General features: G+C 51.0%; 24 protein-coding genes and 1 pseudogene. 23 read left to right on the forward strand and 2 right to left on the reverse strand.

All coding sequences use genetic code 11. The features are described from left to right. The first annotated feature begins 93 nt into the window (after positions 1–93). The 23 genes and pseudogenes from ACFSR7_RS02815 to ACFSR7_RS02925 all read left to right on the forward strand — a co-directional run bounded on the left by ACFSR7_RS02815 (position 94) and on the right by ACFSR7_RS02925 (position 17,604). Positions 94–1,056, forward strand: coding sequence for an aldolase (locus ACFSR7_RS02815; RefSeq protein ID WP_378158908.1), 963 nt, complete (start codon positions 94–96; stop codon positions 1,054–1,056). Continuing rightward, entirely contained in the window at positions 1,053–1,358 is a 306-nt protein-coding gene (locus ACFSR7_RS02820; RefSeq protein WP_378158910.1) for a lasso peptide biosynthesis PqqD family chaperone, read from the forward strand. The genes ACFSR7_RS02815 and ACFSR7_RS02820 overlap by 4 nt, the downstream gene beginning before the upstream one ends. Continuing rightward, on the forward strand, positions 1,358–1,846 hold the full coding sequence (locus ACFSR7_RS02825; RefSeq protein WP_378158911.1) for a lasso peptide biosynthesis B2 protein: 489 nt from the start codon (positions 1,358–1,360) through the stop codon (positions 1,844–1,846). The genes ACFSR7_RS02820 and ACFSR7_RS02825 overlap by 1 nt, the downstream gene beginning before the upstream one ends. Continuing rightward, entirely contained in the window at positions 1,824–2,996 is a 1,173-nt protein-coding gene (locus tag ACFSR7_RS02830; protein ID WP_378158913.1) for a nucleotidyltransferase domain-containing protein, read from the forward strand. Before ACFSR7_RS02825 ends, ACFSR7_RS02830 begins: the two co-directional genes overlap by 23 nt. A 15-nt stretch (positions 2,997–3,011) precedes the next feature. Beyond that, positions 3,012–4,820 (forward strand): ABC transporter ATP-binding protein, encoded by a 1,809-nt coding sequence (locus ACFSR7_RS02835; RefSeq protein WP_378158915.1) that lies wholly within the window; start codon positions 3,012–3,014, stop codon positions 4,818–4,820. 43 nt (positions 4,821–4,863) lie between these two features. Then, a complete protein-coding gene (gene cysC, locus ACFSR7_RS02840) occupies positions 4,864–5,556 on the forward strand; it encodes an adenylyl-sulfate kinase (protein ID WP_378158916.1) in 693 nt (230 codons plus the stop codon). A 29-nt stretch (positions 5,557–5,585) separates the two neighbouring features. Further along, positions 5,586–6,101: a VanZ family protein gene (locus tag ACFSR7_RS02845; protein ID WP_378158918.1), complete on the forward strand. Its 516-nt coding sequence runs from the start codon at positions 5,586–5,588 to the stop codon at positions 6,099–6,101. Between the two features lie 665 nt (positions 6,102–6,766). Beyond that, the gene (locus tag ACFSR7_RS02850; RefSeq protein ID WP_378158920.1) at positions 6,767–7,336 is read left to right on the forward strand and encodes a hypothetical protein; all 570 of its coding nucleotides are present in this window, start codon (positions 6,767–6,769) and stop codon (positions 7,334–7,336) included. Positions 7,337–7,849: 513 nt separating this feature from the next. Then, entirely contained in the window at positions 7,850–9,019 is a 1,170-nt protein-coding gene (yqeK, locus tag ACFSR7_RS02855) for a bis(5'-nucleosyl)-tetraphosphatase (symmetrical) YqeK (protein ID WP_378158921.1), read from the forward strand. 336 nt (positions 9,020–9,355) lie between these two features. Continuing rightward, positions 9,356–9,832: a GNAT family N-acetyltransferase gene (locus tag ACFSR7_RS02860; RefSeq protein WP_378158923.1), complete on the forward strand. Its 477-nt coding sequence runs from the start codon at positions 9,356–9,358 to the stop codon at positions 9,830–9,832. Positions 9,833–9,856: 24 nt separating this feature from the next. Beyond that, on the forward strand, positions 9,857–10,183 hold the full coding sequence (locus ACFSR7_RS02865; RefSeq protein ID WP_378158925.1) for a DUF3024 domain-containing protein: 327 nt from the start codon (positions 9,857–9,859) through the stop codon (positions 10,181–10,183). Positions 10,184–10,221: 38 nt separating this feature from the next. Beyond that, a complete protein-coding gene (locus ACFSR7_RS02870) occupies positions 10,222–10,737 on the forward strand; it encodes a DUF3841 domain-containing protein (RefSeq protein ID WP_378158926.1) in 516 nt (171 codons plus the stop codon). A gap of 525 nt (positions 10,738–11,262) precedes the next feature. After that, complete coding sequence (locus ACFSR7_RS02875) at positions 11,263–11,688, forward strand: NUDIX hydrolase (RefSeq protein ID WP_378158928.1); 426 nt, start codon at positions 11,263–11,265, stop codon at positions 11,686–11,688. A gap of 78 nt (positions 11,689–11,766) precedes the next feature. Continuing rightward, complete coding sequence (locus tag ACFSR7_RS02880) at positions 11,767–12,354, forward strand: metallophosphoesterase family protein (RefSeq protein ID WP_378158930.1); 588 nt, start codon at positions 11,767–11,769, stop codon at positions 12,352–12,354. Positions 12,355–12,478: 124 nt separating this feature from the next. Continuing rightward, positions 12,479–13,357, forward strand: coding sequence for a class I SAM-dependent methyltransferase (locus ACFSR7_RS02885; protein ID WP_378158932.1), 879 nt, complete (start codon positions 12,479–12,481; stop codon positions 13,355–13,357). 26 nt (positions 13,358–13,383) lie between these two features. After that, entirely contained in the window at positions 13,384–14,019 is a 636-nt protein-coding gene (locus ACFSR7_RS02890; protein ID WP_378158934.1) for a histidine phosphatase family protein, read from the forward strand. A 27-nt stretch (positions 14,020–14,046) separates the two neighbouring features. Next, positions 14,047–14,547 carry a 2,4'-dihydroxyacetophenone dioxygenase family protein gene (locus tag ACFSR7_RS02895; protein ID WP_378158936.1) on the forward strand — a complete coding sequence of 167 codons (501 nt, stop codon included), beginning with the start codon at positions 14,047–14,049 and terminating at the stop codon, positions 14,545–14,547. A 60-nt stretch (positions 14,548–14,607) separates the two neighbouring features. Then, positions 14,608–14,862 (forward strand): annotated as a pseudogene (locus tag ACFSR7_RS02900) (hotdog family protein). A gap of 123 nt (positions 14,863–14,985) precedes the next feature. Further along, positions 14,986–15,558, forward strand: coding sequence for a hypothetical protein (locus ACFSR7_RS02905; RefSeq protein ID WP_378158938.1), 573 nt, complete (start codon positions 14,986–14,988; stop codon positions 15,556–15,558). A gap of 18 nt (positions 15,559–15,576) precedes the next feature. After that, positions 15,577–16,023 (forward strand): GNAT family N-acetyltransferase, encoded by a 447-nt coding sequence (locus ACFSR7_RS02910; RefSeq protein ID WP_378158939.1) that lies wholly within the window; start codon positions 15,577–15,579, stop codon positions 16,021–16,023. A gap of 18 nt (positions 16,024–16,041) precedes the next feature. Beyond that, a complete protein-coding gene (locus ACFSR7_RS02915) occupies positions 16,042–16,410 on the forward strand; it encodes a VOC family protein (RefSeq protein WP_378158941.1) in 369 nt (122 codons plus the stop codon). Positions 16,411–16,463: 53 nt separating this feature from the next. Then, positions 16,464–16,871, forward strand: a complete 408-nt coding sequence (locus ACFSR7_RS02920; RefSeq protein WP_378158942.1) for a DUF1801 domain-containing protein — start codon at positions 16,464–16,466, stop codon at positions 16,869–16,871. A gap of 10 nt (positions 16,872–16,881) precedes the next feature. Beyond that, positions 16,882–17,604, forward strand: coding sequence for an alpha/beta fold hydrolase (locus ACFSR7_RS02925; RefSeq protein WP_378158943.1), 723 nt, complete (start codon positions 16,882–16,884; stop codon positions 17,602–17,604). 301 nt (positions 17,605–17,905) lie between these two features. Here ACFSR7_RS02925 and ACFSR7_RS02930 read toward each other — a convergent pair whose 3' ends face one another. Both ACFSR7_RS02930 and ACFSR7_RS02935 read right to left on the reverse strand, forming a co-directional pair. Further along, on the reverse strand, positions 17,906–18,880 hold the full coding sequence (locus ACFSR7_RS02930) for a glycosyltransferase family 2 protein (protein WP_378158945.1): 975 nt from the start codon (positions 18,878–18,880) through the stop codon (positions 17,906–17,908). Positions 18,881–19,144: 264 nt separating this feature from the next. Next, positions 19,145–20,359: an MFS transporter gene (locus tag ACFSR7_RS02935; protein WP_378158946.1), complete on the reverse strand. Its 1,215-nt coding sequence runs from the start codon at positions 20,357–20,359 to the stop codon at positions 19,145–19,147. Between the last annotated feature and the right edge of the window lie 28 nt (positions 20,360–20,387).

Consider the following 20,387-nt stretch of genomic DNA (forward strand, 5'->3'; position numbering starts at 1 on the left):
AGCGCAGGGAAACCGGCAAATCTTTACCCTTGGCCATATCCGCTTTAGCGGTCGAAATAGTCATCCCATTTTACGAAAAAAGGAGCGATTACGATGATCGATGCGGCTTTGGCCGAACGAACGGCGACGACGACGGTCTACAGGGCTTTCGGTCTCGACATGGCGAGTACGATCCGACTGCCCGAATTGCCACCGGCAGTTGCAGGGCGAACGGCAGGATCGCCGGACGTGACGATCGATACGGCCGATCCGGTTACGCTCCGGGAGGAGCTTGAAGCGAGCGGCAGCAACTTTTCGCTGACGCGCGAAGGCAGCCGCTTTCTCTTCCTGATCCCGGATACGGCCGTCTACTGCATCGACGAAGGCCGCCATATCTCGGTCGCGCCGCTGCCGGGCGCCGATCCGGAGAAGGTGCGCGTGTACCTGCTCGGCACCTGCTTCGGCGCGCTGCTGTTGATTCGCGGGCTGCTGCCGCTGCACGGCAGCGCGGTCGTCATCGGCGGCAAGGCGTACGCCTTCGTCGGCGATTCGGGCGCGGGCAAGTCGACACTAGCCGCGGCGCTCGTCGGCATGGGACATCGTCTGCTCAGCGACGATGTCGTAGCTGTCATGGCGGGCGTGGACGGCAAGCCTTACGTGATGCCCGCCTATCCGCAGCAGAAGCTGTGGCGGGAAAGTCTGGACGGTCTCGGGATGCATGCCGCTCCTTACCGTACCATTTACAGGGAGACCGAGAAGTTCGCCGTGCCGGTCGCCGAGCGCTTCGGTTCGGACCCCGTGCCGCTGGCAGGCGTGTTCGAACTGGGGCGGGCGGAGGGAATGCGGATCGGCGTCTCCCGAATACCGGTGCTCGAGCGGCTGCGCGTCATGCTGCAGCATACGTACCGGCAGGCGCTGATTCCCCGGCTCGGTCTCGTCGACTGGCATTTCCGCGCGGCATCGGGCATTGCATCCGGCATCACGGTCGGTCGATTGTCCAGACCGTCCGCCGGGTTTACGGCGAGAGAGCTCGCAGAGATCATGATTCAATTCGACAAGGGGGGCCTACCGGTATGATCGAAGCAGGCTTGAAAGATACGCACGATACCGAGCAGATCGTCGTGCGGGCAGAGGGCAATATGGCAAGCGACATGAACGGCGAAAAGGTGATGTTCAGCACGCGCACGGGCAAGTACTACAATCTCGGCGCCGTCGGCGGACGGATCTGGGATCTGATCGAGGAGCCCATCGATATCGGCCGGCTGGTCGATACGCTCGCCGCGGAATACGAGGTTGAGCGGGCGACGTGCGAACGGGAGGCGTTTGCTTTTCTGCGTCAGATGTATCGGGAGTCGCTAATCGAGGTGCGTCCGTCCTGATGCGGAGCCTTAGAAAGTTCATGGGCTGGCCCGCCGCGCGACGGCGGCTCATGCTGGAGGCGCTCGTCTATCTGGCGTGGGCGCGAATTCTGAAGGCGCTGCCGTTCGGCCGGCTCGCGCCGAAGCTGGGGCGGCCGATGACGGAGACGCCGCACGTGCACGATCTGAGCGCCGAGCGCGTCGTGCGAAGCATCTCGGAAGCGGTGCGGACGATGAGCCGCCACACGTTCTGGGAGAGCCAATGTCTCGTCCAGGCGCTCGCGGCCAAAAAAATGCTGGAACGGCGGAGCATGGACAGCACGCTTTATCTCGGCACGGCTAAGGACAAGCAAGGGAACCTCATCGCGCATGCATGGCTCCGCAGCGGCCCGGTTTATCTGACGGGCGCCGGGGAGCGGCGATTGTTCACGACGGTGGCTGTATTCGGCACGGACTATTCGACTGAAAAGATAGAAGGTGCGAGGCATGAATCAAACATTCGAGCTTGATACGACTGCTTTTCCCAGAGAACTGACCGCGATGCTGGCGGCGATGCGCAGCGATGCCGCGCAGGAGGAAAAGGCGCAGCAGGCGCCTCCGTTGCCGAACATCGATTGGAATCAATTCGTGAAGCTGGTCCGTCATCACCGGGTCTATCCGCAGATCCGAGGAGATCGGGACGGCACCGGCTTGATTCCGTCCGATGTCCTGCAAGCCCTGGGCGGCGACTACCGTCAGAACACATGGCGGATGCTTCGGCTGAGCGGCGAATTGGACCGGCTGTGCAGGTCGCTGGGCGAACGGGGCGTACGTTCGCTGGCGCTTAAAGGTCCGGCGCTTGCCCGGCAGCTGTACGGAGACATTTCGCTGCGGACGTCCAAGGACCTGGATATTCTCATCCCCGTCGGCGATCTGGAGCGCGCGGAGCGTCTGCTGCTGGAGCTCGGCTATCGGGCGGACGAGCCGATCCCGCGCGGACTCGGAGACTGGAAGTGGAAGATCCATCACGTCTCCTTCACGAATCCGCAGTCCGGGATCCAGGTGGAGGTGCACTGGCGCCTGAACGGCGAAAACGGCAAGGAGCCGTCGTTCGAAGCGCTCTGGCGGGATCGGCAAGCCTGCGCGCTGTCCGACGCTGTCTATATGCCGGGCGACGCGCACCTGTTCATGTACCTGGTGACGCACGGCGCACGCCACGGCTGGTTCCGGCTGCGGTGGCTTGCGGACATCGACCGCATGGTCGGGCGCGAGCTGGACTGGAGCGCGATTATTCCGCTGCTGCGGCGCTACCGCGCGCTCGACCAGGCGGGGCAGGCGCTCGTGCTGGCTTCGGGACTTTTGCATACGCCGGTTCCCCGCGAGATGAGCCGTGTGCTCGCCGGCGGTCGAGGTCCCGAACTGGCCGATCGCGCGCTCGGTTTTATCCGCGATACGGTCGTACTGACGACAGATCCGAGTGCCGGAGAAGTGTCGCGGATTTACAAGCGTTATTTGTTCGAACTGAAGACGACGCGCCAAAAATGGGGCTATGCGATCAGCCGGCTGTATCCCAGCTTCCGGGATACCAAAGCGCTGCCGCTGCCGCGCTCTTTGTATTTTCTTTATTTTCCGCTACGGCCGTTCGTCTGGCTGTGGAGACAGGTTCGTCAGGAGACTTGAGGACGGAGTGAGGCGATGAATGAACTGCGGTTTTATTTGAACCGGCTGCGCAGCTACGCGGGAATGCGCCTGTACGCCCAGTTGCTCGCGATGGTCGCGCTCGGCCTGTTCGACGGCATCGGCATCTACATGCTCGCGCCGATGCTCGGACTGCTCGGCTTGATCGGCACTGGCGCGGGAGGCACAGGAAGTCTCCCTTTTGCCGGCGAGGCGCTGTCCGCGCTTCGCGAGCTGCCGGCGCACCTTGCCCTGCCGGTCCTGCTGGCTGCCTACGTGCTTATCGTGACGCTGCAGTCGCTGCTGCAGCGGGCGCAGAGCATTCGCGGCACCCGGCTGCAGCAGGGCTTTATCCGGCATCTGCGACTCACGCTGTATGCGTCGCTGATGCGTTCCGATTGGATCTTTTTCCTGCGTCGCCGGCGATCCGACTTCCATCACCTGCTCACGTCCGAGCTGGCGCGGGTCAGCCAGGCGACTTACCTGTTTTTGCAGCTCGCTTCCTCGCTGGCATTTACGGTCATCCAGATCGGGATCGCCTTTTGGCTGTCGGCCAAGCTGACGGCGGTCGTGCTCGCGAGCGGGGCCGCGATCGCGATCGTCATGCGCCGCAAGATCCGGCGGGCCAAGGAAGTCGGCAACCGGACGAGCGAGCTCTCGCAGCAATATTACGCGGGACTGACGGACCACTTCAACGGCATCAAGGACATTAAGAGCAACCGTCTGGAGGACTCTTATCTCGGCTGGTTCCGCGGGCTGACCGGGCGGATGGAGGCTAACTTTATCTCCTTCGCACGGCTGCAGGCGACCACCTCGAGCTTGTACAAGATCTCATCCGCGGCGTTGATCGCCTTGTTCGTGTATCTGGCCGTCGAGGCGCTGCACGTCGGCGCGGGCGAACTCTTGCTCATTGTCGTGCTGTTCGCGCGGCTGTGGCCTCGCTTCGCCCAGATTCAATCGAATGCGGAGCAGATCGGCTCAGCGATTCCGGCGTTCCGCAGTCTGCGCGAGCTCGAGCGCGAATGCGCCGAAGCCCGCGAGGCGGGCAGCGACGGAACCGTCGAGCGCGCGGAAGGGCTGCAGGTCAGGACGGGAATCGAGTGCCGCCACGTCTACTTCAGGTACGGCGACGACCCGAACGCCGATTATGCGCTGCGTGACGTGTGCCTCCACATACCGGCGGGCAAGATGACGGCAATCGTAGGCAAGTCTGGCGCAGGCAAAAGTACGCTCGTCGACCTGCTGATGGGGCTGCTTGAGCCCGAGCGCGGATCGGTGCTGATCGACGGTCTGCCGGTGACGGGCGAACGGCGGCTCAATTTGCGACATGCGGTGAGCTACGTTGCACAGGAACCTTTTTTGTTCCATGAGAGCATTCGCGACAATTTGTTAGCTGTACGGCCCGAAGCAAGCGAGCAGGAGTTGTGGGAGGCATTGCGCTTCTCGGCTTCTGAAGAATTCGTCAGGCGTCTGCCCGAAGGGCTGGACACGGTCGTCGGCGACCGCGGCGTCCGGCTGTCGGGCGGCGAGCGTCAGCGTCTCGTGCTGGCGCGCGCGATCCTCAGGAAGCCGTCGATTCTCGTGCTGGACGAGGCGACGAGCGCGCTCGACACCGACAACGAGGCGCGCATCCAGGAGGCCATTGACCGGCTCAAGGGAAAAATGACGATCATCGTCATCGCGCACCGGCTGTCGACCATCCGGGGGGCGGATCAAGTCGTCGTCATGGAGCAAGGAGAGGCGATCGTGCGGAAAGACGGCCGCGTAGGCATGCAGGATGGCCATCCGGTCGACGGCGTCGTCGAATGGCCGGCAGGCGTTAGATAAGCGCTCGCGAGATGGCTGGCGGGCGACTCCGGGAGGAATTCGAATGAAAATTAACGAGACGACCGCAGAAGAAGCTGGCGTGTCCGGCAGAGCGGCAGGACGAGGAGATAAGCCTGTCGGCCAAGTAACCTGGCAGCGCCCAGGCGTTTCGCGTGAGGATCGAGAGCGCAAAAACAGGCACTCCGGCCGCGTACTCTGGTTCACGGGACTGCCGGGATCCGGCAAGTCGACGCTCGCCTTTTCGTTAGAGCGGGAGCTGCATGCCCGCGGCATCGCCTGCTACGTTTTGGACGGCGACAACGTCCGCCATGGACTGTGCCGCGATCTGGGGTTCTCCGAGGGCGACCGGCGGGAGAACTTGCGCAGAGTGGGCGAGGTGTCCAAGCTGTTCGTCGATGCGGGAATCGTCGTACTGGCGGCGCTCGTCTCTCCGAACGCCGATGACCGGCAGATGGTCAGAGATTTGTTCGAGGAGGGCGATTTTGCGGAAGTCTACGTTCGCTGTTCGCTCGAAGAGTGCGAGCGTAGGGACCCCAAAGGGCTCTACAAAAAAGCGCGAAGCGGCTTGATTCCGAGCTTTACGGGCATCGGCGCGCCGTATGACGTCCCCGAGCGGCCGGAGCTGACGATCGATACGCAGACGGAATCGGCGAATGAATCGGTCGCCGCCTTAATTGAATATCTGGAAGCGCGCGGCGATCTGCTCGGCAGGCTGACCGAAGCGGGGCAGGTCTAGCGGCAGAAAGTAGAAAGGAGAAAGGCATCATGACCGACAAAATCAGTTGGAGGCGTCTTGTAGCGCTTGTCCTTTTGTGCTGCGTCGTTGTTGTCATCTTCAAGTTGTCGTCGCAGCCTTACAGCAAGCAGACGATTCAGCCGCTTCTATTTCGAACGTTATCCTTTGAAAAGGCAGAGCGGTTGCTGCCGCCGGGCTTGGACATCCATTACGACGGCAAGGAATATCGCCGGGACGTCAATCCGTACGGGATGATCGAATTCGCGTTTCGAAAGGGCGCTCACTTGTTCGTCTACGGCGTGCTTGCGGCCGTGACCGCGCTTGTGCTTCGATTGTTCCGATTGCGCCCGTCTGCCGCGGCGGCGCTGTCGATGGCGGTCGTCGGACTCGTCGCGATTCTCGACGAATGGAACCAGCGCTATTCCTCGGCCCGTACGCCGACTTATCAAGACGTGCTCGTCGATCTCACTGGCGGCGCGATCAGTCTTGCTGTATGCTTCGGGATCTCCGCGCTGTACCGGCAATTGCGAAGCGTCCGCCGGTAAGTTCTCGTCATTTTCGTAAAAAGAGCGATCCGCCTGGCGCGGGTCGCTCTTTTTTGGCATGAAAGAAACCTGATTATAGGCGGCGGCGATTCGTGGACAGGCAGGCACGCGATCGGCGCGCGGGCGTTTTTCGGAAGTTTTTCGGAAGTTTGGCGGGGCGAAAAAGCCTGCATACGGACATGTATTTTCTAGCGAGCCGCGACACTCGATGAAATACCTGCAAATGTGCAGGTAAATTCAAAGCACAAGCCGTAAACTGGGCCTTTGGTGGAAAATACCTGCGTATTTGCATCTTTTCCGACCAAAAAGGGAGATATCGGCGAAAATAGCTGTATATTTGCAGGCATTGCGGCGAAAGAACGACGCGGAAAAAGATACGCGAACCCATCAGAACGTCTGTCGAATGGGTTATAGTTAGTCGTTCTGCGCGATTCGAGTTTCGGATATCCGCCAAACCTCAAAGGACTGTCAGGGCGATCTTCCCTGACGGAGGTTTTTTGGCTTGCGCATATCCTTTTTCACGCTATCGGATGTCGGGCAGGCCTACCGTTTCTTTGGGTTTTCCTGAATATGTTATTTATGATATAACGGAGGTAACATCATAACTCGGCGGCTAGGCGCAATCTTTACGGTATTTGGACGGCTGCCGCGAATGGAGGTTAAAGATGCACCGTTTCGTTACCGTTTTCATGCTGGTGATTTTCGTTTTTGCAGGACTCGTTTCGTTTCCGCCATCCAGAGCCTCCGCGTGCAGCTGCGTCGATTCGAGCATCCCGAAAAAACTGGAAGACTCTTCAGCCGTTTTCGTGGGCAAAGTGGTCCATAAAGGATTCTCCAGCTTTTTCACCGCGAGCGAGACGAGACAATATTCCTTTAAGGTGGAGCGGGCGTGGAAAGGCGTAGCGACCAAAAGAGTCACGATTCAGAGTATCGACGGCGATGCCTCGTCATGCGGTACCGGTTTCAAAAGAAATCAAACTTATCTCGTATTCGCCTATCAGGATGAGCACAAGCAGCTGCGGACCAGTCTTTGCAGCGGCAACATCCCGCTGACCAAGGCCGACGATGCGATCGCTCAGCTTGGCAAAGCAGAGATCGAAGGCGCCGCTCTGGTTGACGGCAATGGCGGAGGGGATCCGTCCTTGAATCTTTTCTTATATATATCGGCCATCGTGCTCGTCGCCGCGGCGGGAATCTATGTTTGGAAGGTATACAGACGTAAACGGATGCGGTGATCTTTAACGAGAGTATAGCAAAACATAACGATCAATCAAGAAGGAGTTTTATGGACAAGTTTAATGATAAAGTTACGAGTTGTTTGTAATGTGGATCTACAATATTTTGATTTTGCTGCCCTTGTCTTATTTTAAAGAATTTCTGCTTAGGAAGATAAATATAAAAGTAAACGTTCTATACTCGTCTATTTTGTTGGGAGGGCTTAGTTTTTTAGCAGGATTTTGTATACTTTTTCTTTTGTCCCATGATTTTAAATGGATGTTTCTCTTCTTAGTTATTCCCGGGACAGTTAGTGGATTAATTTATCCAAGCATCGAAAAATGGGGATGATTAACTTTTTTGTTCCAATAACCTTCATTAAAAGTATACTATAAAGAAAACCGGAGGCTCGGCAATGAATTGGAACGGCAGAAGGTAACATTCAAAGAGCAGGATATTAAAGATCGGATCACCAGGCATCAGGTATAGAACCTTGGTGCCTTTTTTTTAAGCTAATTGCAGAGGTGAGGTTTATGAACCAAGCACTTAAAGCCTATGAAATCCCGTTGTCCGGGGATTTGACGAGGGACATTGAAGCGTTTTTTAAGCTGCATGACGATGTTGAGACCCTTCAACATACATTAAAGGTCGCAGCGGAAGCTCGAAAGGTGGCGGAACTTTATGATGTCGATCCTGCGAAGGCTGAGCAAGCAGGTTTGTTGCATGATATAAGTAATGTAATTCCGGTAAGAAACATGCTAGAGACCGCGAAGCAGCTTTCAATCGACATTCTGGAGGAGGAGCTAAAGTACGAGCGAATTTTGCATCAGAAACTTTCGAGAGCGATGGCAGAGGCCATTTTTAATATGACGGATCAAAATATTTTGTCAGCAATCGAATGCCACACGACGTTAAAACCCGATGCCGAATTGTTGGATAAGGTGTTATTTATTTCGGATAAAATTTCATGGGAGCTGCCAGGTGATCAAGCGTACTTGTTAGAAATTAGAGATCAGGTTTATAATCAAAAACTCGATAAAGGCGTGTTTATATATCTGGATTCTATTTGGAAAAATAGATCAAAATTGAAGCTAGTACATTCGTGGCTGATCCAGGCAAGAGAACAACTTTTGACAGTCCATCATACGATAAAATTTATAGATCAAGAGCTTTGGGCAACGCTGAACGATTACTCTACTTGGTATGATTTAGATTCTGATGTGCTTCGTTATACGCCTCGAACAGGGTGGAGTTTGGAGCAAATTTTAGAGCATGTTACATTAACGAGTCACTTCCTGTTAATTTTGATTCGGAAAGGAAGGAGTAAGGCTAAGGAACTTGCATTAAAAGCAGACTTGGATCAAGCGCTTTTAAATTATCGATATAATCTTGGGGAGCTCGATGAAATCGCGAAGCATAAATCATTTGAATGGATACGACCAGAACATATGGAACCGCGAGGCGAGAAAACGATAGCAGAAATTAAAGTACTCATGGAAGCGCAAATCAACGAGTGCCGGGCAATCCTTAACGAAATACCTAACGGCGAAGGTACTTTATATAAGACCACGATGACGGTAAATCATCTTGGGAAAATCGATGTTTATCAATACATTTATTTTCTATGCCAGCATGCCAAACGTCACCTTGTCCAAATGCATGTTGTAATGGAAGAGTTCGACAGGCTCAACGGCGCTAAGTAGTCCTCGTCAAATTACAAACGAAGAATGGGATCAATTCGTTATAAAGACCGCTGATCAAGAGCAGTGGATTATGGACGGCAATTATTCGAGAACATTGAATTTGAGATTACGACGCGCCGATACGGTTATTTTTTTAGATATGTCCACATGGTTGTGTTTATATCGAATTATTAAACGAAGAATCAGATTTCACGGGAAAACGAGACGTACTGGGCCAAATCATGCATTTCAAAGATAATAAGAAAATCATTATTGTAAAGACGAGAAAAGAAGCGAAGGAGATTATGAAGCAATTCATGTAGCAACTGAGTAAAAAGGAGGGTGGGGAGGCGTAGTATGTATGTTCAAAGAGCCCTTGAAAGCAGAGATCTGGATACGATTTGCACGTTTCCTCAATCCGAAGAGGAATTATTTTATGTAAGTCCCAGATTTGTTTTCCCGCTGACGCCGGAGCAAATAATGAATTTAGTTAAGGATCGATTCGATCCAACCGTTATTGTCGATAGCGATACGCAAGAAGTGGTGGCATATGCTAACCTTTATAAGGGGGAAGAGGACAGAAGCTTCTGGTTGGGAAATGTGATTGTATCGCCTGACTACAGAGGAAAAGGGGCATCTCAGTATCTATTAAACGTGATGCTCGAAAAAGCTAAAGTTAATTTAGGAGCAAGTCAGCTAAATCTAGCTTGTCATAGTACGAACGCAAGAGGGTTAGCCTTTTATTCCAAGTTCGGTTTTAAACCTTTTGATATGAAATCAAATAGCATCGGAGCAAATAAATTTATTACAATACATATGAAATATCAATGCTAGCATTTGAAAATAAGGAGCACGCACATGCTGGATTCATTTACTAAAAAACGGATCGAAAAAATTCTGAACAATTATATGGATAAGAAGATTCCTAATCACTTGAAGCATGAAATACAAATTAAATATAAGTTCAGAGGCAATACGGTTACTTTATCGCAAGAGAAACCTTCTTATATGCCCGGCGAACGTGTAGAATTTCCGATCGCGCAATTCAGATTCGAGGATAGCCATTGGAAAGTTTACTGGCAGGACAGCAGAAATAAATGGCATTTTATCGATGACATTGAGCCCGATACGAACTTTGAAACGCAACTAAAAGCGGTGGATGAGAACGGGATATTTTGGGTTTAGATATTTAAACATTTGAAAGTTAATTGAGGGAGTATTCCATGAAGCTTTGGACAATCCAGCATATTGAAGCGTGGAAGAGGGCTCAATCGTTAGGATATCTCACCGGTAATCCAGAATATGCTATTTTGGGATTTGAAGATAGCTATGCTTGGATGATGGGACAAATGAAGCTTAAACTTGCCCAGTATAAACAGGAGCATCCAGTTTGGTTATGGACCGCAAGGCCTACTTTAAGAATAGGAAGCAAATTAAAAAGAGGTCATCCTGGAATCTTACTGAAAGTTGAACTTGAGCCTGATGAAATATTAATATCGGACTTTATGGCTTGGCACGTTGTGCTCAATGATCAATTTCTCGCCTTTACTGAAGCAGAGGATGAACAATACGATTCCGGAAAATCGAGAATAACAAAGGAACAAAGCTGGACTAGAATTTTCGAATATGAAAAATTAAGACAATTTGAATACTGGGAAGGTACAGATCTGCTGCAAGCTGTTACTGGGCGAATTGAAGTTTCTAGAATTAAAATCATAAGAGAATTTATCGCAAAGTAATACCGAATGGTATTTAACTTAAAGGATGATAAATTGAGACCCTTATCAAATACCCTCAAATTCAAAATACGGGTAGGAACCAGATTTACGAAAATAAGCTTGCTAATCGTGGCGGTAGGAATAGTCGTACTGTTTCTTTTGGATAACGACTTGAGCTCATTGACAACTGCGGTAGCATTGTTGTTGACCGGAGGGACATTAGTCTAAATAAGTATCGTTCGAGCGAACAAGAAATTGATTTTAATACAGACAGGCTATATGGCAAAAGGAACCTATAAAGAATGGAAGAAATCGTATATTACATACAATGAAAATAATTTAGTCTATTTAGTTTATTCCTACGTTGATCGAAGTAAAAAGAAAAGAAACGTTTATGTGCTATCATCCAGTATGGATGCCATGGATGAAGTGACGGTTTTTTATAATGAAGATGACAGCGTTGTCCTAGAGTATTTACCCGGTAGGCCGCGCCTTATAAATAATGAAATTAAGGGTTAGGGCGTTCATAAAGCGGGGGGTGCAATGATGAATCCGCCAAAGCATATCGTTTCTGCAGCTGCTATTGTAATTAATGATAAAAATGAATTGTTACTCATCAAAGGACCCAGAAGAGGATGGGAGATGCCTGGGGGACAGGTCGAAGTTGGCGAATCCTTAAGTCAGGCTGCCATTCGGGAAACAAAAGAAGAGTCAGGAATAGACATCGAGATCATTCAATTTTGCGGGATTTTTCAGAATGTAGGAAACTCGATTTGTAACACCTTATTTTTAGCCAAACCCGTTGGCGGTGATCTGATTCGGACGGTTGAAAGTCTGGATTCTGGTTTTTTCCCGCTCGAGGAAGCGTTGGAAATGGTGACTTGGAAAAATTTTAGGAAAAGAATTGAGCTTTGTCTGAATCCGGCAGCCCAACCCTTCTGTATTGAATTTACGGACGAAAATAATATTTGAAGCTATAATACCACTACCAATATTTAGGTGTAGTGGTATATTTATTTTGTGTGCGATAAATCTTTTGGTGGAGGATTAATGAAAATATTAGTTGTCTCCGACGAAGAATCGAAGTATTTATGGGATCATTTCGATGCGACTAAATTTAAAGATATTGAATTAGTTATTTCTTGCGGCGATTTGAAGGCGGAATATTTATCGTTCCTAGTGAGTGTGATCCATGCGCCTTTATTTTACGTTCACGGCAACCATGATTCTGATTATAAATTGAATCCTCCCGAGGGCTGTCAGTGCATTGAAGGTCAGATTGTTACTTACAAAGGTTTGCGATTCCTTGGACTCGGCGGAAGTCACAGATACAGCGCCGGCGGCCATCAATATTCTGAAAAGCAAATGAATTGGAGAATATCCAAAATAAAACCCCGCCTGTGGTTTCATAAAGGTATCGACATTTTAATTACGCACGCTCCGGCGTACAAGCTTGGAGATGGGGAGGATTTATGTCACAAAGGCTTTGTCTGTTTTAGAGATTTTATGGATGCATATCGTCCGAAGCTTCTGTTGCACGGACACCAGCACTTAAACTATGGAAGAAATGAAAGGATTCATCACTATCATCATACAAAGATCGTGAATGCATTTGGATATTACGTAACGGAGATTTAGGTATAAAAAATGAAATGGAAAGTATCCGTGCTTCTCGTTGAGTATGATGAAAATGGCGTTCATTATAAATTGCCGGTAATGACGACGGTTATCTCGCGTAGGAAACAAGGCGCGGAGTGCGATCATGTCCGAATATGAATGGGATAATCGGATCGAATATCTTAAACAAACGCGCGGGCTGTATTACAACGATGATTACCTTGAGTTTTTAATTCAAAAAGTTTGGAAAATTAATGAGCCCGTTAAAGTCGTTGACTACGGATGTGGATACGGATACCTCGGCCTCAAACTGCTGCCCATGCTCCCGAAGGGCTCGAGTTACACGGGCGTAGATAAAGGCGAAGCGTTGATCGAAAAGGCAAAAGAGATCTTTGCTAAACAACTGTATCCAACTGAATTTATACGAGGTGACGTCGAGGAACTCGATCTGCAGGAAGCGTATGACATCGCGATTTGCCATGCCTTTCTGTTACATATGAAAAACCCGGAGAATACGCTTAGGAAAATGGTACAAAGCGTCGTTCATCATGGAAAAGTCATATGCTTCGAGCCCCATTGGATTGCCAACATGTCTAACTATCGATATGAAGGGCTGGAACAATCGAAAGTGATTCCATTAGGGATATTGCAAAAGCTATTCGAAAAAGACGGCGAGCGACATGGCAAGGACGGGAATATCGGAATTCGTGTTCCGGCATTATTAAGTCAACTGGGATTAAAGAACATTGAATGCAGAGTGAGCGACAAAGTAAATTTCTTGGACCCGACGGCCGATCTCGCTTCTAATGAAGAACTTTTCAACTCGTTAGCGGCTGAAGGAATCGGGCATCCACCTGGAGATAGGAAGGAAACTTTAGACCGACTTGTTCAAAGAGGTTTAACGGCGGACGAAGCGAAGAGCCAGTATGAAGCAGAACTGTTGCTTTCAAAGGAGTTTAACATTCGTTCGTGGCTCATTTATGCGCCCAATATGAAGATTTCGTTTGGGACTGTTGTTAAATAATTCGCATGATTTGGAGGAGCATCAAAATGCCATCGAAAACCATCATTTATTTAGTGAGGCACGGACAAACGGAGTGGAATGTAGAGCAAAGAATGCAAGGTCACCGGGACTCTCCTTTAACAAAATTGGGTGTCAGTCAAGCTGAATGGTTGGAGGAGGCGCTTCGACAAGAACCGATCGACGTTGCCTATTCAAGCTCCAGCATGCGGGCGCGCAGAACGGCTGAGATTATAAAGGGAAAAAGAGAGTTACCTATTACGGATTGCGATGATTTTAAAGAAATCAGGTTGGGTGCCTGGGAGGGCAAAAGTCAGTCTGAGCTGAAAGCTAACGATTCCGAACAACTCCATTATTTCTGGAACGATCCTGCGCAATTTTATGTACCCGGAAGCGAAAGATTTGAAGATGTTCAGCACCGCGCGATCCGAAAATTAAATGAGATCGTACACACCAACGAAGGACGTTCCATTTTAATCGTAACGCATACCGTGGTCGTAAAATTAATCATGGCTCATTTTGAAAAAATCCCCTTAAAGGAAATGTGGAATTCGCCTTATATTCACCCGGCTTCTTTATGCAAAGTCGTAATTGAAAGCAGTAACGCAGAAGTTATGTTGCACGGCGACATTAAGCACTACAAGGAAGAGCCATCTGCGGGTTAATTCATTTTTGCAAATCGAGGTGATGGAATGAGTCACTTAATTAACGATGCTGTTATCAAATTAGCAGAAAGTCTCCAATTGTCCGAGAAAGTTTTTAATATTGATGAATTACCGTGGGTTCCATTTGATGAAGGAACTGCAAATTGTTACTTTAAACCGTTGAGATTCGATCTGTCGACTGGCACGTGGATCTACCTTTTCAAAATAAAAAGCAATACAGTATTAGCCCGACATCGACATACCGGCGGCTCCGTCATTGGATATAACCTACAGGGACAATGGAGATATGAAGGACGAGACTGGATTGCAAAACCAGGAACATTTATTTTTGAGCCGCCTGGAGATATACATACATTAATAACCAATCAAGAAGAAGTGATTACATTGTTTATTTTAGGCGGTTCACTTCAATATTTTGACGATAACGATCAGATCATTGGGCAGGACGATATCTACAGCGTTTTAAAGAAGTATATGGACTATTGTGGGGCAACGGGGATTGAAGTTAATAAGGAACTTATTTATTAAAATGTGGGCCGTAACTATTAAATTGCTATTTATTTCTGCAAGTTAGGAGAGCAATAAATGATCGATATTCAAAGTGTACTCCCGCATCGTTATCCCTTTTTAATGATCGATCGAATTACAGAAGTGGAGCAATGGAAATGGGCAAAAGGATATAAAAACGTTACCTGTAACGAATGATTCATTGTCGGACCTCAATTGTATTATGAAGTTGTGAGGGACAGAAGAGGATTTGTTGTGGGAAAAGCAGAAGCGACTGTGGGTAATCAGGCAATTGTTAGAGCAGAGGAAATTATGATTTATATTCAAGGTTCTTGAAGACGTATGTGGTGGGTATCCTTACGCGAGTTTTGAAGAAAAGGAGCAACCCGTAATGACAATGTCTGAATATTATCCAACAGAAATTTTCCGGCGTGGTGCTAATCGCGGGACTATTTTTGAATGAGTTCGGAACCGGTAATTCATTCGATTCAACGTGATCTGTTTCATTACTACGAGGCGAAGACAGGTCCTTTTAAAAACTTATCCGCTCTCAAGCTTTCGGAAGCACAAAGCATCATTCACGTCTTAAGAGAAGAAAACACTGTTTTTGCGAGCAAAAGAACGGAAGATTATTTGCAAATCAGGCGCGAGTTAGAGGAGAGAGCCCGGACGATCTTTATTCGGAAGGGCGGCAAGGCCACAAACAACTACCCGCACTATATGACTTTGGGGCCATGTGAGTGGCTAAAAGACTGGTATGCCGACGGCAAGCAACTGAAGATTCCGCTAAATGCGTTTGATCCCGCTACGCTCAGTTTTACATACGGCGATCTTTTTCCGACGATGAGGTTTAAAGATGGCAAGCCGTATAGAGAAAATGTCTATACGCTGTATGAAATTCAACAAATCATTAAGCAATATGGTTGGCCTCAGGAGTGGAATCATGACGGGAAGCAAGGGCCCGAGCGATATATTGAAGTGCAGGTTTGGAATGACGATGTTATTCGGCATTACGTGCGTACAAAACCATAAGATTAGGGGACTGACCTGATGGTTTTATCGTTAGGCTCGGCTACTGAACGCGACGCGGATGTTATTGCTGAAATGAATTTTCAACTGATTCAGGACGAAGGCAGCCAAAATCCAATGAACCTTTTTCAATTGCGGGAGAGGATGTTGGGTTGGCTGAGGGACGGATGGAACATAGATTTGTTTTTTAAGGAAGAAAAAAGGATTGGATATGCGGTATACAAGCTTCAGGTCGCCCCCTTTGATGATATTGAAACAGAAGTATACATCAGGCAGTTTTTTATTAATCGGGATGAAAGAAGCCAAGGCTATGGTCGTGATGCGATAAACTTGTTAAAGAAAGACCGATTCGGCGGAGCGACAACCATGATTATAGATGTGCTAGAGACAAATCCGGCAGGAAGGCGTTTTTGGGAGAAGGTCGGATTTAAAGCTTATTACACAAATATGAGGAAACAGCTGCAATGATAAGGGGGATAAAACTTCATGATCACACGTTTTCACCATGCGCAAATTACAATTCCTAAAGGTCAAGAAGACCAGGCCAAAGCATTTTATTGCGGCGTGTTAAAGCTGAAGGAAACCCCAAAACCGGAATCGCTGCTCGGCAGAGGCGGTTTTTGGGTCGAGGTTGGCGATCAGCAGCTTCACATCGGAACGGAAGACGGCGTTGACCGTCTGATGACCAAGGCGCATCTGGCTTATGAAGTAGAGGACTTAAGCGCCATTGAAGCCATATTAAAGGGAAACGGAATCGAGATTTTAGAATCGGTGCCGATTGAAGGATTTGAGCGGTTTGAATTCAGGGACCCTTTTGGAAATCGGGTTGAATGTATAAAGGCGATTGGTGCTTAGAAAAGTAAAGCTTCATGGAAGCTTAATCCATATAGGAAGGAGTGAATCTCACAATGTACGAACTTAAAACGAAAGCCACGGACTCTAGCGTCATTGAATTTATTGAAAGCGTGAATCATCCACAAAAGCGGCAGGACGCTTATCGGCTGCTGGATATTTATACGGAAACGACAGGGTTAGAAGCAAAGATGTGGGGGCCAAGCATTATCGGATTTGGCTCGTATCATTACAAGTATGCGTCAGGTCATGAAGGAGACGCGCCGCTCGCCAGCTTTTCTCCTAGAAAAGCGAAGATTAGTCTTTATCTATCAATGAATGAAAACGATCGAGCATTACTGTTAAATCAGTTGGGCAAGCACACGTCCGGTAAGGGTTGCGTGTACATCAATAAGTTAGACGACGTTGATATTGAAGTTTTAAAGGCATGCATTATTCAATCGATGAACTTTCTAAATGAATAGGAGGACGTCCATGGAGCTTGTTTCCGAATATTCCGATTTACACGGTCTGCACATTCATTATCTGGACACTCTCCACGAATCGGATGCTTCATTGATCCCCATCCTAGTCTGCCCGGGGCTATCGGAGACTGCAGAGGAATACCAAGACTTCATGGCCGCCATGCTGCCGAGAAGAACCATCGTTCTTTCCTTTCGCGGAAGAGGCCGCAGCGATACGCCGCTCTCAGGCTACGATCTGCAAGACCATGTGGCGGATATCGAGTCAGTCGTACAGCAGCTGCAACTGACGCAGTTCCACCTTTACGGCTATTCGCGCGGCGTATCTTATGCGTTGGCGTATACCAGGCTCCATTTCGACCGAATTGCTTCTTTAATCGTACAGGACTACCCTGCGGAGCATAAGGCGATGACTGCAGAGTGGGCCAGCTCCTACATCGAAGACTACTTAATCCCCATGAATCGATTAACGTCAAATATCCGCGCGGAGGCCGTTCACGGCATTCAAAAGGACTCCACCGCCTGTGAAATTACATTTTCATTCGAGAAGCCCGCACTTGTTATGAGAGGATTGCTGGCGGATTCTTTGATTTCCGACGAGGAGTTGGTGCCTTACAAGTTTCATTTCCTTAACTTGCGAATCGAGGAGTTTAGCGAGAGCGGTCACAACATCCGAGGGTCTGAAAAAGAAAAGCTGGATCGGACGATTATAGACTTCTTGGCTTGCGTCCGATGAGGGGAGGACGGCGAAGTGACGTTCGATTGGTCTGCGGCGATCGCTCAGATCTTTGTGTTAGGGATGTTGGTTCTGATCGTTTATTTTCTGTTCCGCATCGGTAAACGGAAGTAAGGATGTCTGTCCGAAACCAAAGTTTGCGTTAGGAAACATTCAGATCGGCAAGCGGGTCGTACAGGATACCGAGCACGTATCCGAGACCGTACGCCGCTCAACTGCCGAAGCAGCAGGGGGAATGCATCGAAAAACCGGGGCAGAAGAGGAAGAGCCCCGGTTTTTTTGCTTGCAGATCAAGAAGGGCTCAGTGCCGCAGTCTCCGCACGCCGAGCAGCAGCGCGAAGAGGACGGCCAGCCGCTTCGGAGAAGGCAGCGCCGAGCCGAAGCGGTTGAACGGCCGGGCCATCATCTGCAGGGCCGCCGATCGCTGCCTGGCATGGGCCAGCGCGATCGAATATTCCAGCACGGTCTGCTGATATTTTTTAACGAGCAAGCGCCGCTGCTCGTGCGTCAGCCGCTCGCCGAATACGTGAATCATATAGGCGAGCCCTTCGAACTTGCTCTTCACGTTTTCCAGCCGCTTCGCGGTCTGCTGCCCCGGGTGGACCCGGCACGAACCCAAATACTCGGTTAGAAAATAGCCGCTGAGCCCTCGTGCGCCGAGCGCGAGCATCAGCATATAGTCCGGTACCAGACCGCCGCTCGGCTGGAAAAACCCGACCCGCTCGAGCGCGCCTTTTCTGAACAGGCTGAACTGCAGCGAAAAAACGCAAGCATTGTAGCGAAGCGTATGAGAGAGCACATCCGTGTAGGGCTGGCTGCTCATCGCGGTTCTCCCGCTATAAGCGGCAAAGTCTCGGCTCTGCTGGGAGAGCCTGTTCCCCGATTCGTCCATGAAGTAATGATTGCTCGACACGAACCCGCATTCCGGATGCGAGAGCAGTGCCGCCTCGGCTAATTCCAAAAACCGCGGTTCCCACACGTCATCGTCATCGAGCATCGCGACAAAGTCGCCGGTAGTGGCGCGGAACGCTTGCTGCCGGTTCTTCAGCTGGCCGATCCGCACATCGTCCGAAATGCTCGCAATATGCTTGATCGCGATCGCCGGGTACATCGCCCGAATCTCCTTGACGGTCTCGAAGGTGGGCGCGTCCCTGCCGTCCTCGCTGACGACGATCTCGTCGGGCATGCGGGTTTGCGCGCAGATGGACAGCAGGGTTTCTCTCAAAAAATGCGCACGTTTGTGCGTAGGTACGGCAACGCTGATCTTCACGGACATCGCCAGACGCTCCTTGGGAATGATACGATATGTATCATCATACCACGCGCTTTCTTTTCTGCCAACGTAAGATTACCAGGTCTGCAACGATCCGAGCACGTGCATGTAAATAACGATCTCGGCAGGTGGATCTGCCCTTGGAAGGAAGGAGAGCGCATCGGCATTGCGTGCGGGCGGGCCGTCGGTTTGCTGGCGCGGCGTAGGTGACGGAATGGAAATAGCAAGAAGCCGCGGCCATGGACCGCGGCTTCTGTGCATGCGAGCTCAGCTCAAATCCTGGGCGCCGAGCTTTGCCGCCAGCTCCGCTTCCTTCCGGCGGATGGCGGCCGAGGCCGGCCTGAAATAGCCGAAAGCGGAAGCTGCGACCAGCGCCGCGACGGCGACGCCTGCAGCGCCGATCCAGCTGACCGCGGCGAGCGAGGTCTGCTCGACGATGACGCCGCCGATGCCCGCGCCAGCCGCCATCGCGAGCTGCAGCACGGAGCTGTTCAGGCTCAGCATGATGCTGGAGGCTTCCGGTGCTAGCGTGATGAGGTGGTACTGCTGCGTCGGGCCGGACGACCAGGCTGCGAATGCCCATAGCATGAGCAGCGGAATGACGAAGGCGGGGGAATGGGCCAGCAGCGAAAGAAGGACGAGGATGGTTGCGTGAAGCGTCATGCCGCCTACGAGCGTGCGGCGGTAGCCCCACTTGTCGGTGCTGAAGCCGCCGAGCTTGGAGCCGACGAGGCTCGCGACGCCGAGCGCGAACAGGCCGATGCTGACGCCACGTTCGCTCAGGCCGGTAATGTCGAGCAAGAACGGCGAGATATACGTGTAGGTGATGGAGTAGCCGCCGATCCAGAATAGCGTAATGAGCAGCGCGACGGCGATCTTCGGGTTCGCCAGCAGCCGGACCTGCTCGCGAAGCGGGATCGGGCGCTCGTTTTCCGTCTGCGGCACCGTATAGGCGACAAGCGCGATGCCGAGCACGCCGAGGAGTCCGATGGCGCCGAATACGAGCTGCCAGTTATACAGAGAGGAGATGAGCCTGCCCAGCGGTACGCCGACGATCAGCGCGGTGCTGAAGCCCATGACGAGCGTGGCGATCGCACTGCCTTGCTTCTCGGGCCGGGCGAGCTTGGCGGCGACGGTGAGCGACGTCACGACGAATACGCCGCTGCTGAGCGCCAGGACGACGCGGGACGCGATCAGGAAGCCGTAGCCGGAAAACGCGAGCGCGGCGAAATTGCCGACGACGAATACGGCGAGCGCGTAGATCATAAGCCGTTTGCGGTCGACCTTGGCCGTCGCGGCCATCAGGAAGGGCGTGCCGAAGGCGTAAGCCAGCGAATACACGGTGATCAATTGCCCCGCTGCAGCCAGCGAGACGCCGATATCGGCGGCGACCTTGTCCAGAATGCCCGCTATGATGAATTCGGACGTGCCGACGAGGAAACTTACGATAGCCAACATATAGATTTTCCAAGCGTTACTCATATTCCCCAGCTCCCTTAAATTTTATATT

The sequence above is a fragment of the Cohnella sp. GCM10020058 genome, from assembly GCF_042683485.1.
Taxonomy (GTDB): Bacteria; Bacillota; Bacilli; order Paenibacillales; family Paenibacillaceae; genus Cohnella.

Bases quoted from the DNA above. Each gene is read 5' to 3' on its own strand.
- ACFSR7_RS02815 (WP_378158908.1), top strand. From the start codon at position 94: ATGATCGATGCGGCTTTGGCCGAACGAACGGCGACGACGACGGTCTAC.
- ACFSR7_RS02820 (WP_378158910.1), top strand. From the start codon at position 1,053: ATGATCGAAGCAGGCTTGAAAGATACGCACGATACCGAGCAGATCGTC.
- ACFSR7_RS02825 (WP_378158911.1), top strand. From the start codon at position 1,358: ATGCGGAGCCTTAGAAAGTTCATGGGCTGGCCCGCCGCGCGACGGCGG.
- ACFSR7_RS02830 (WP_378158913.1), top strand. From the start codon at position 1,824: ATGAATCAAACATTCGAGCTTGATACGACTGCTTTTCCCAGAGAACTG.
- ACFSR7_RS02835 (WP_378158915.1), top strand. From the start codon at position 3,012: ATGAATGAACTGCGGTTTTATTTGAACCGGCTGCGCAGCTACGCGGGA.
- cysC (WP_378158916.1), top strand. From the start codon at position 4,864: ATGAAAATTAACGAGACGACCGCAGAAGAAGCTGGCGTGTCCGGCAGA.
- ACFSR7_RS02845 (WP_378158918.1), top strand. From the start codon at position 5,586: ATGACCGACAAAATCAGTTGGAGGCGTCTTGTAGCGCTTGTCCTTTTG.
- ACFSR7_RS02850 (WP_378158920.1), top strand. From the start codon at position 6,767: ATGCACCGTTTCGTTACCGTTTTCATGCTGGTGATTTTCGTTTTTGCA.
- yqeK (WP_378158921.1), top strand. From the start codon at position 7,850: ATGAACCAAGCACTTAAAGCCTATGAAATCCCGTTGTCCGGGGATTTG.
- ACFSR7_RS02860 (WP_378158923.1), top strand. From the start codon at position 9,356: ATGTATGTTCAAAGAGCCCTTGAAAGCAGAGATCTGGATACGATTTGC.
- ACFSR7_RS02865 (WP_378158925.1), top strand. From the start codon at position 9,857: ATGCTGGATTCATTTACTAAAAAACGGATCGAAAAAATTCTGAACAAT.
- ACFSR7_RS02870 (WP_378158926.1), top strand. From the start codon at position 10,222: ATGAAGCTTTGGACAATCCAGCATATTGAAGCGTGGAAGAGGGCTCAA.
- ACFSR7_RS02875 (WP_378158928.1), top strand. From the start codon at position 11,263: ATGAATCCGCCAAAGCATATCGTTTCTGCAGCTGCTATTGTAATTAAT.
- ACFSR7_RS02880 (WP_378158930.1), top strand. From the start codon at position 11,767: ATGAAAATATTAGTTGTCTCCGACGAAGAATCGAAGTATTTATGGGAT.
- ACFSR7_RS02885 (WP_378158932.1), top strand. From the start codon at position 12,479: ATGTCCGAATATGAATGGGATAATCGGATCGAATATCTTAAACAAACG.
- ACFSR7_RS02890 (WP_378158934.1), top strand. From the start codon at position 13,384: ATGCCATCGAAAACCATCATTTATTTAGTGAGGCACGGACAAACGGAG.
- ACFSR7_RS02895 (WP_378158936.1), top strand. From the start codon at position 14,047: ATGAGTCACTTAATTAACGATGCTGTTATCAAATTAGCAGAAAGTCTC.
- ACFSR7_RS02905 (WP_378158938.1), top strand. From the start codon at position 14,986: ATGAGTTCGGAACCGGTAATTCATTCGATTCAACGTGATCTGTTTCAT.
- ACFSR7_RS02910 (WP_378158939.1), top strand. From the start codon at position 15,577: ATGGTTTTATCGTTAGGCTCGGCTACTGAACGCGACGCGGATGTTATT.
- ACFSR7_RS02915 (WP_378158941.1), top strand. From the start codon at position 16,042: ATGATCACACGTTTTCACCATGCGCAAATTACAATTCCTAAAGGTCAA.
- ACFSR7_RS02920 (WP_378158942.1), top strand. From the start codon at position 16,464: ATGTACGAACTTAAAACGAAAGCCACGGACTCTAGCGTCATTGAATTT.
- ACFSR7_RS02925 (WP_378158943.1), top strand. From the start codon at position 16,882: ATGGAGCTTGTTTCCGAATATTCCGATTTACACGGTCTGCACATTCAT.
- ACFSR7_RS02930 (WP_378158945.1), bottom strand. From the start codon at position 18,880: ATGTCCGTGAAGATCAGCGTTGCCGTACCTACGCACAAACGTGCGCAT.
- ACFSR7_RS02935 (WP_378158946.1), bottom strand. From the start codon at position 20,359: ATGAGTAACGCTTGGAAAATCTATATGTTGGCTATCGTAAGTTTCCTC.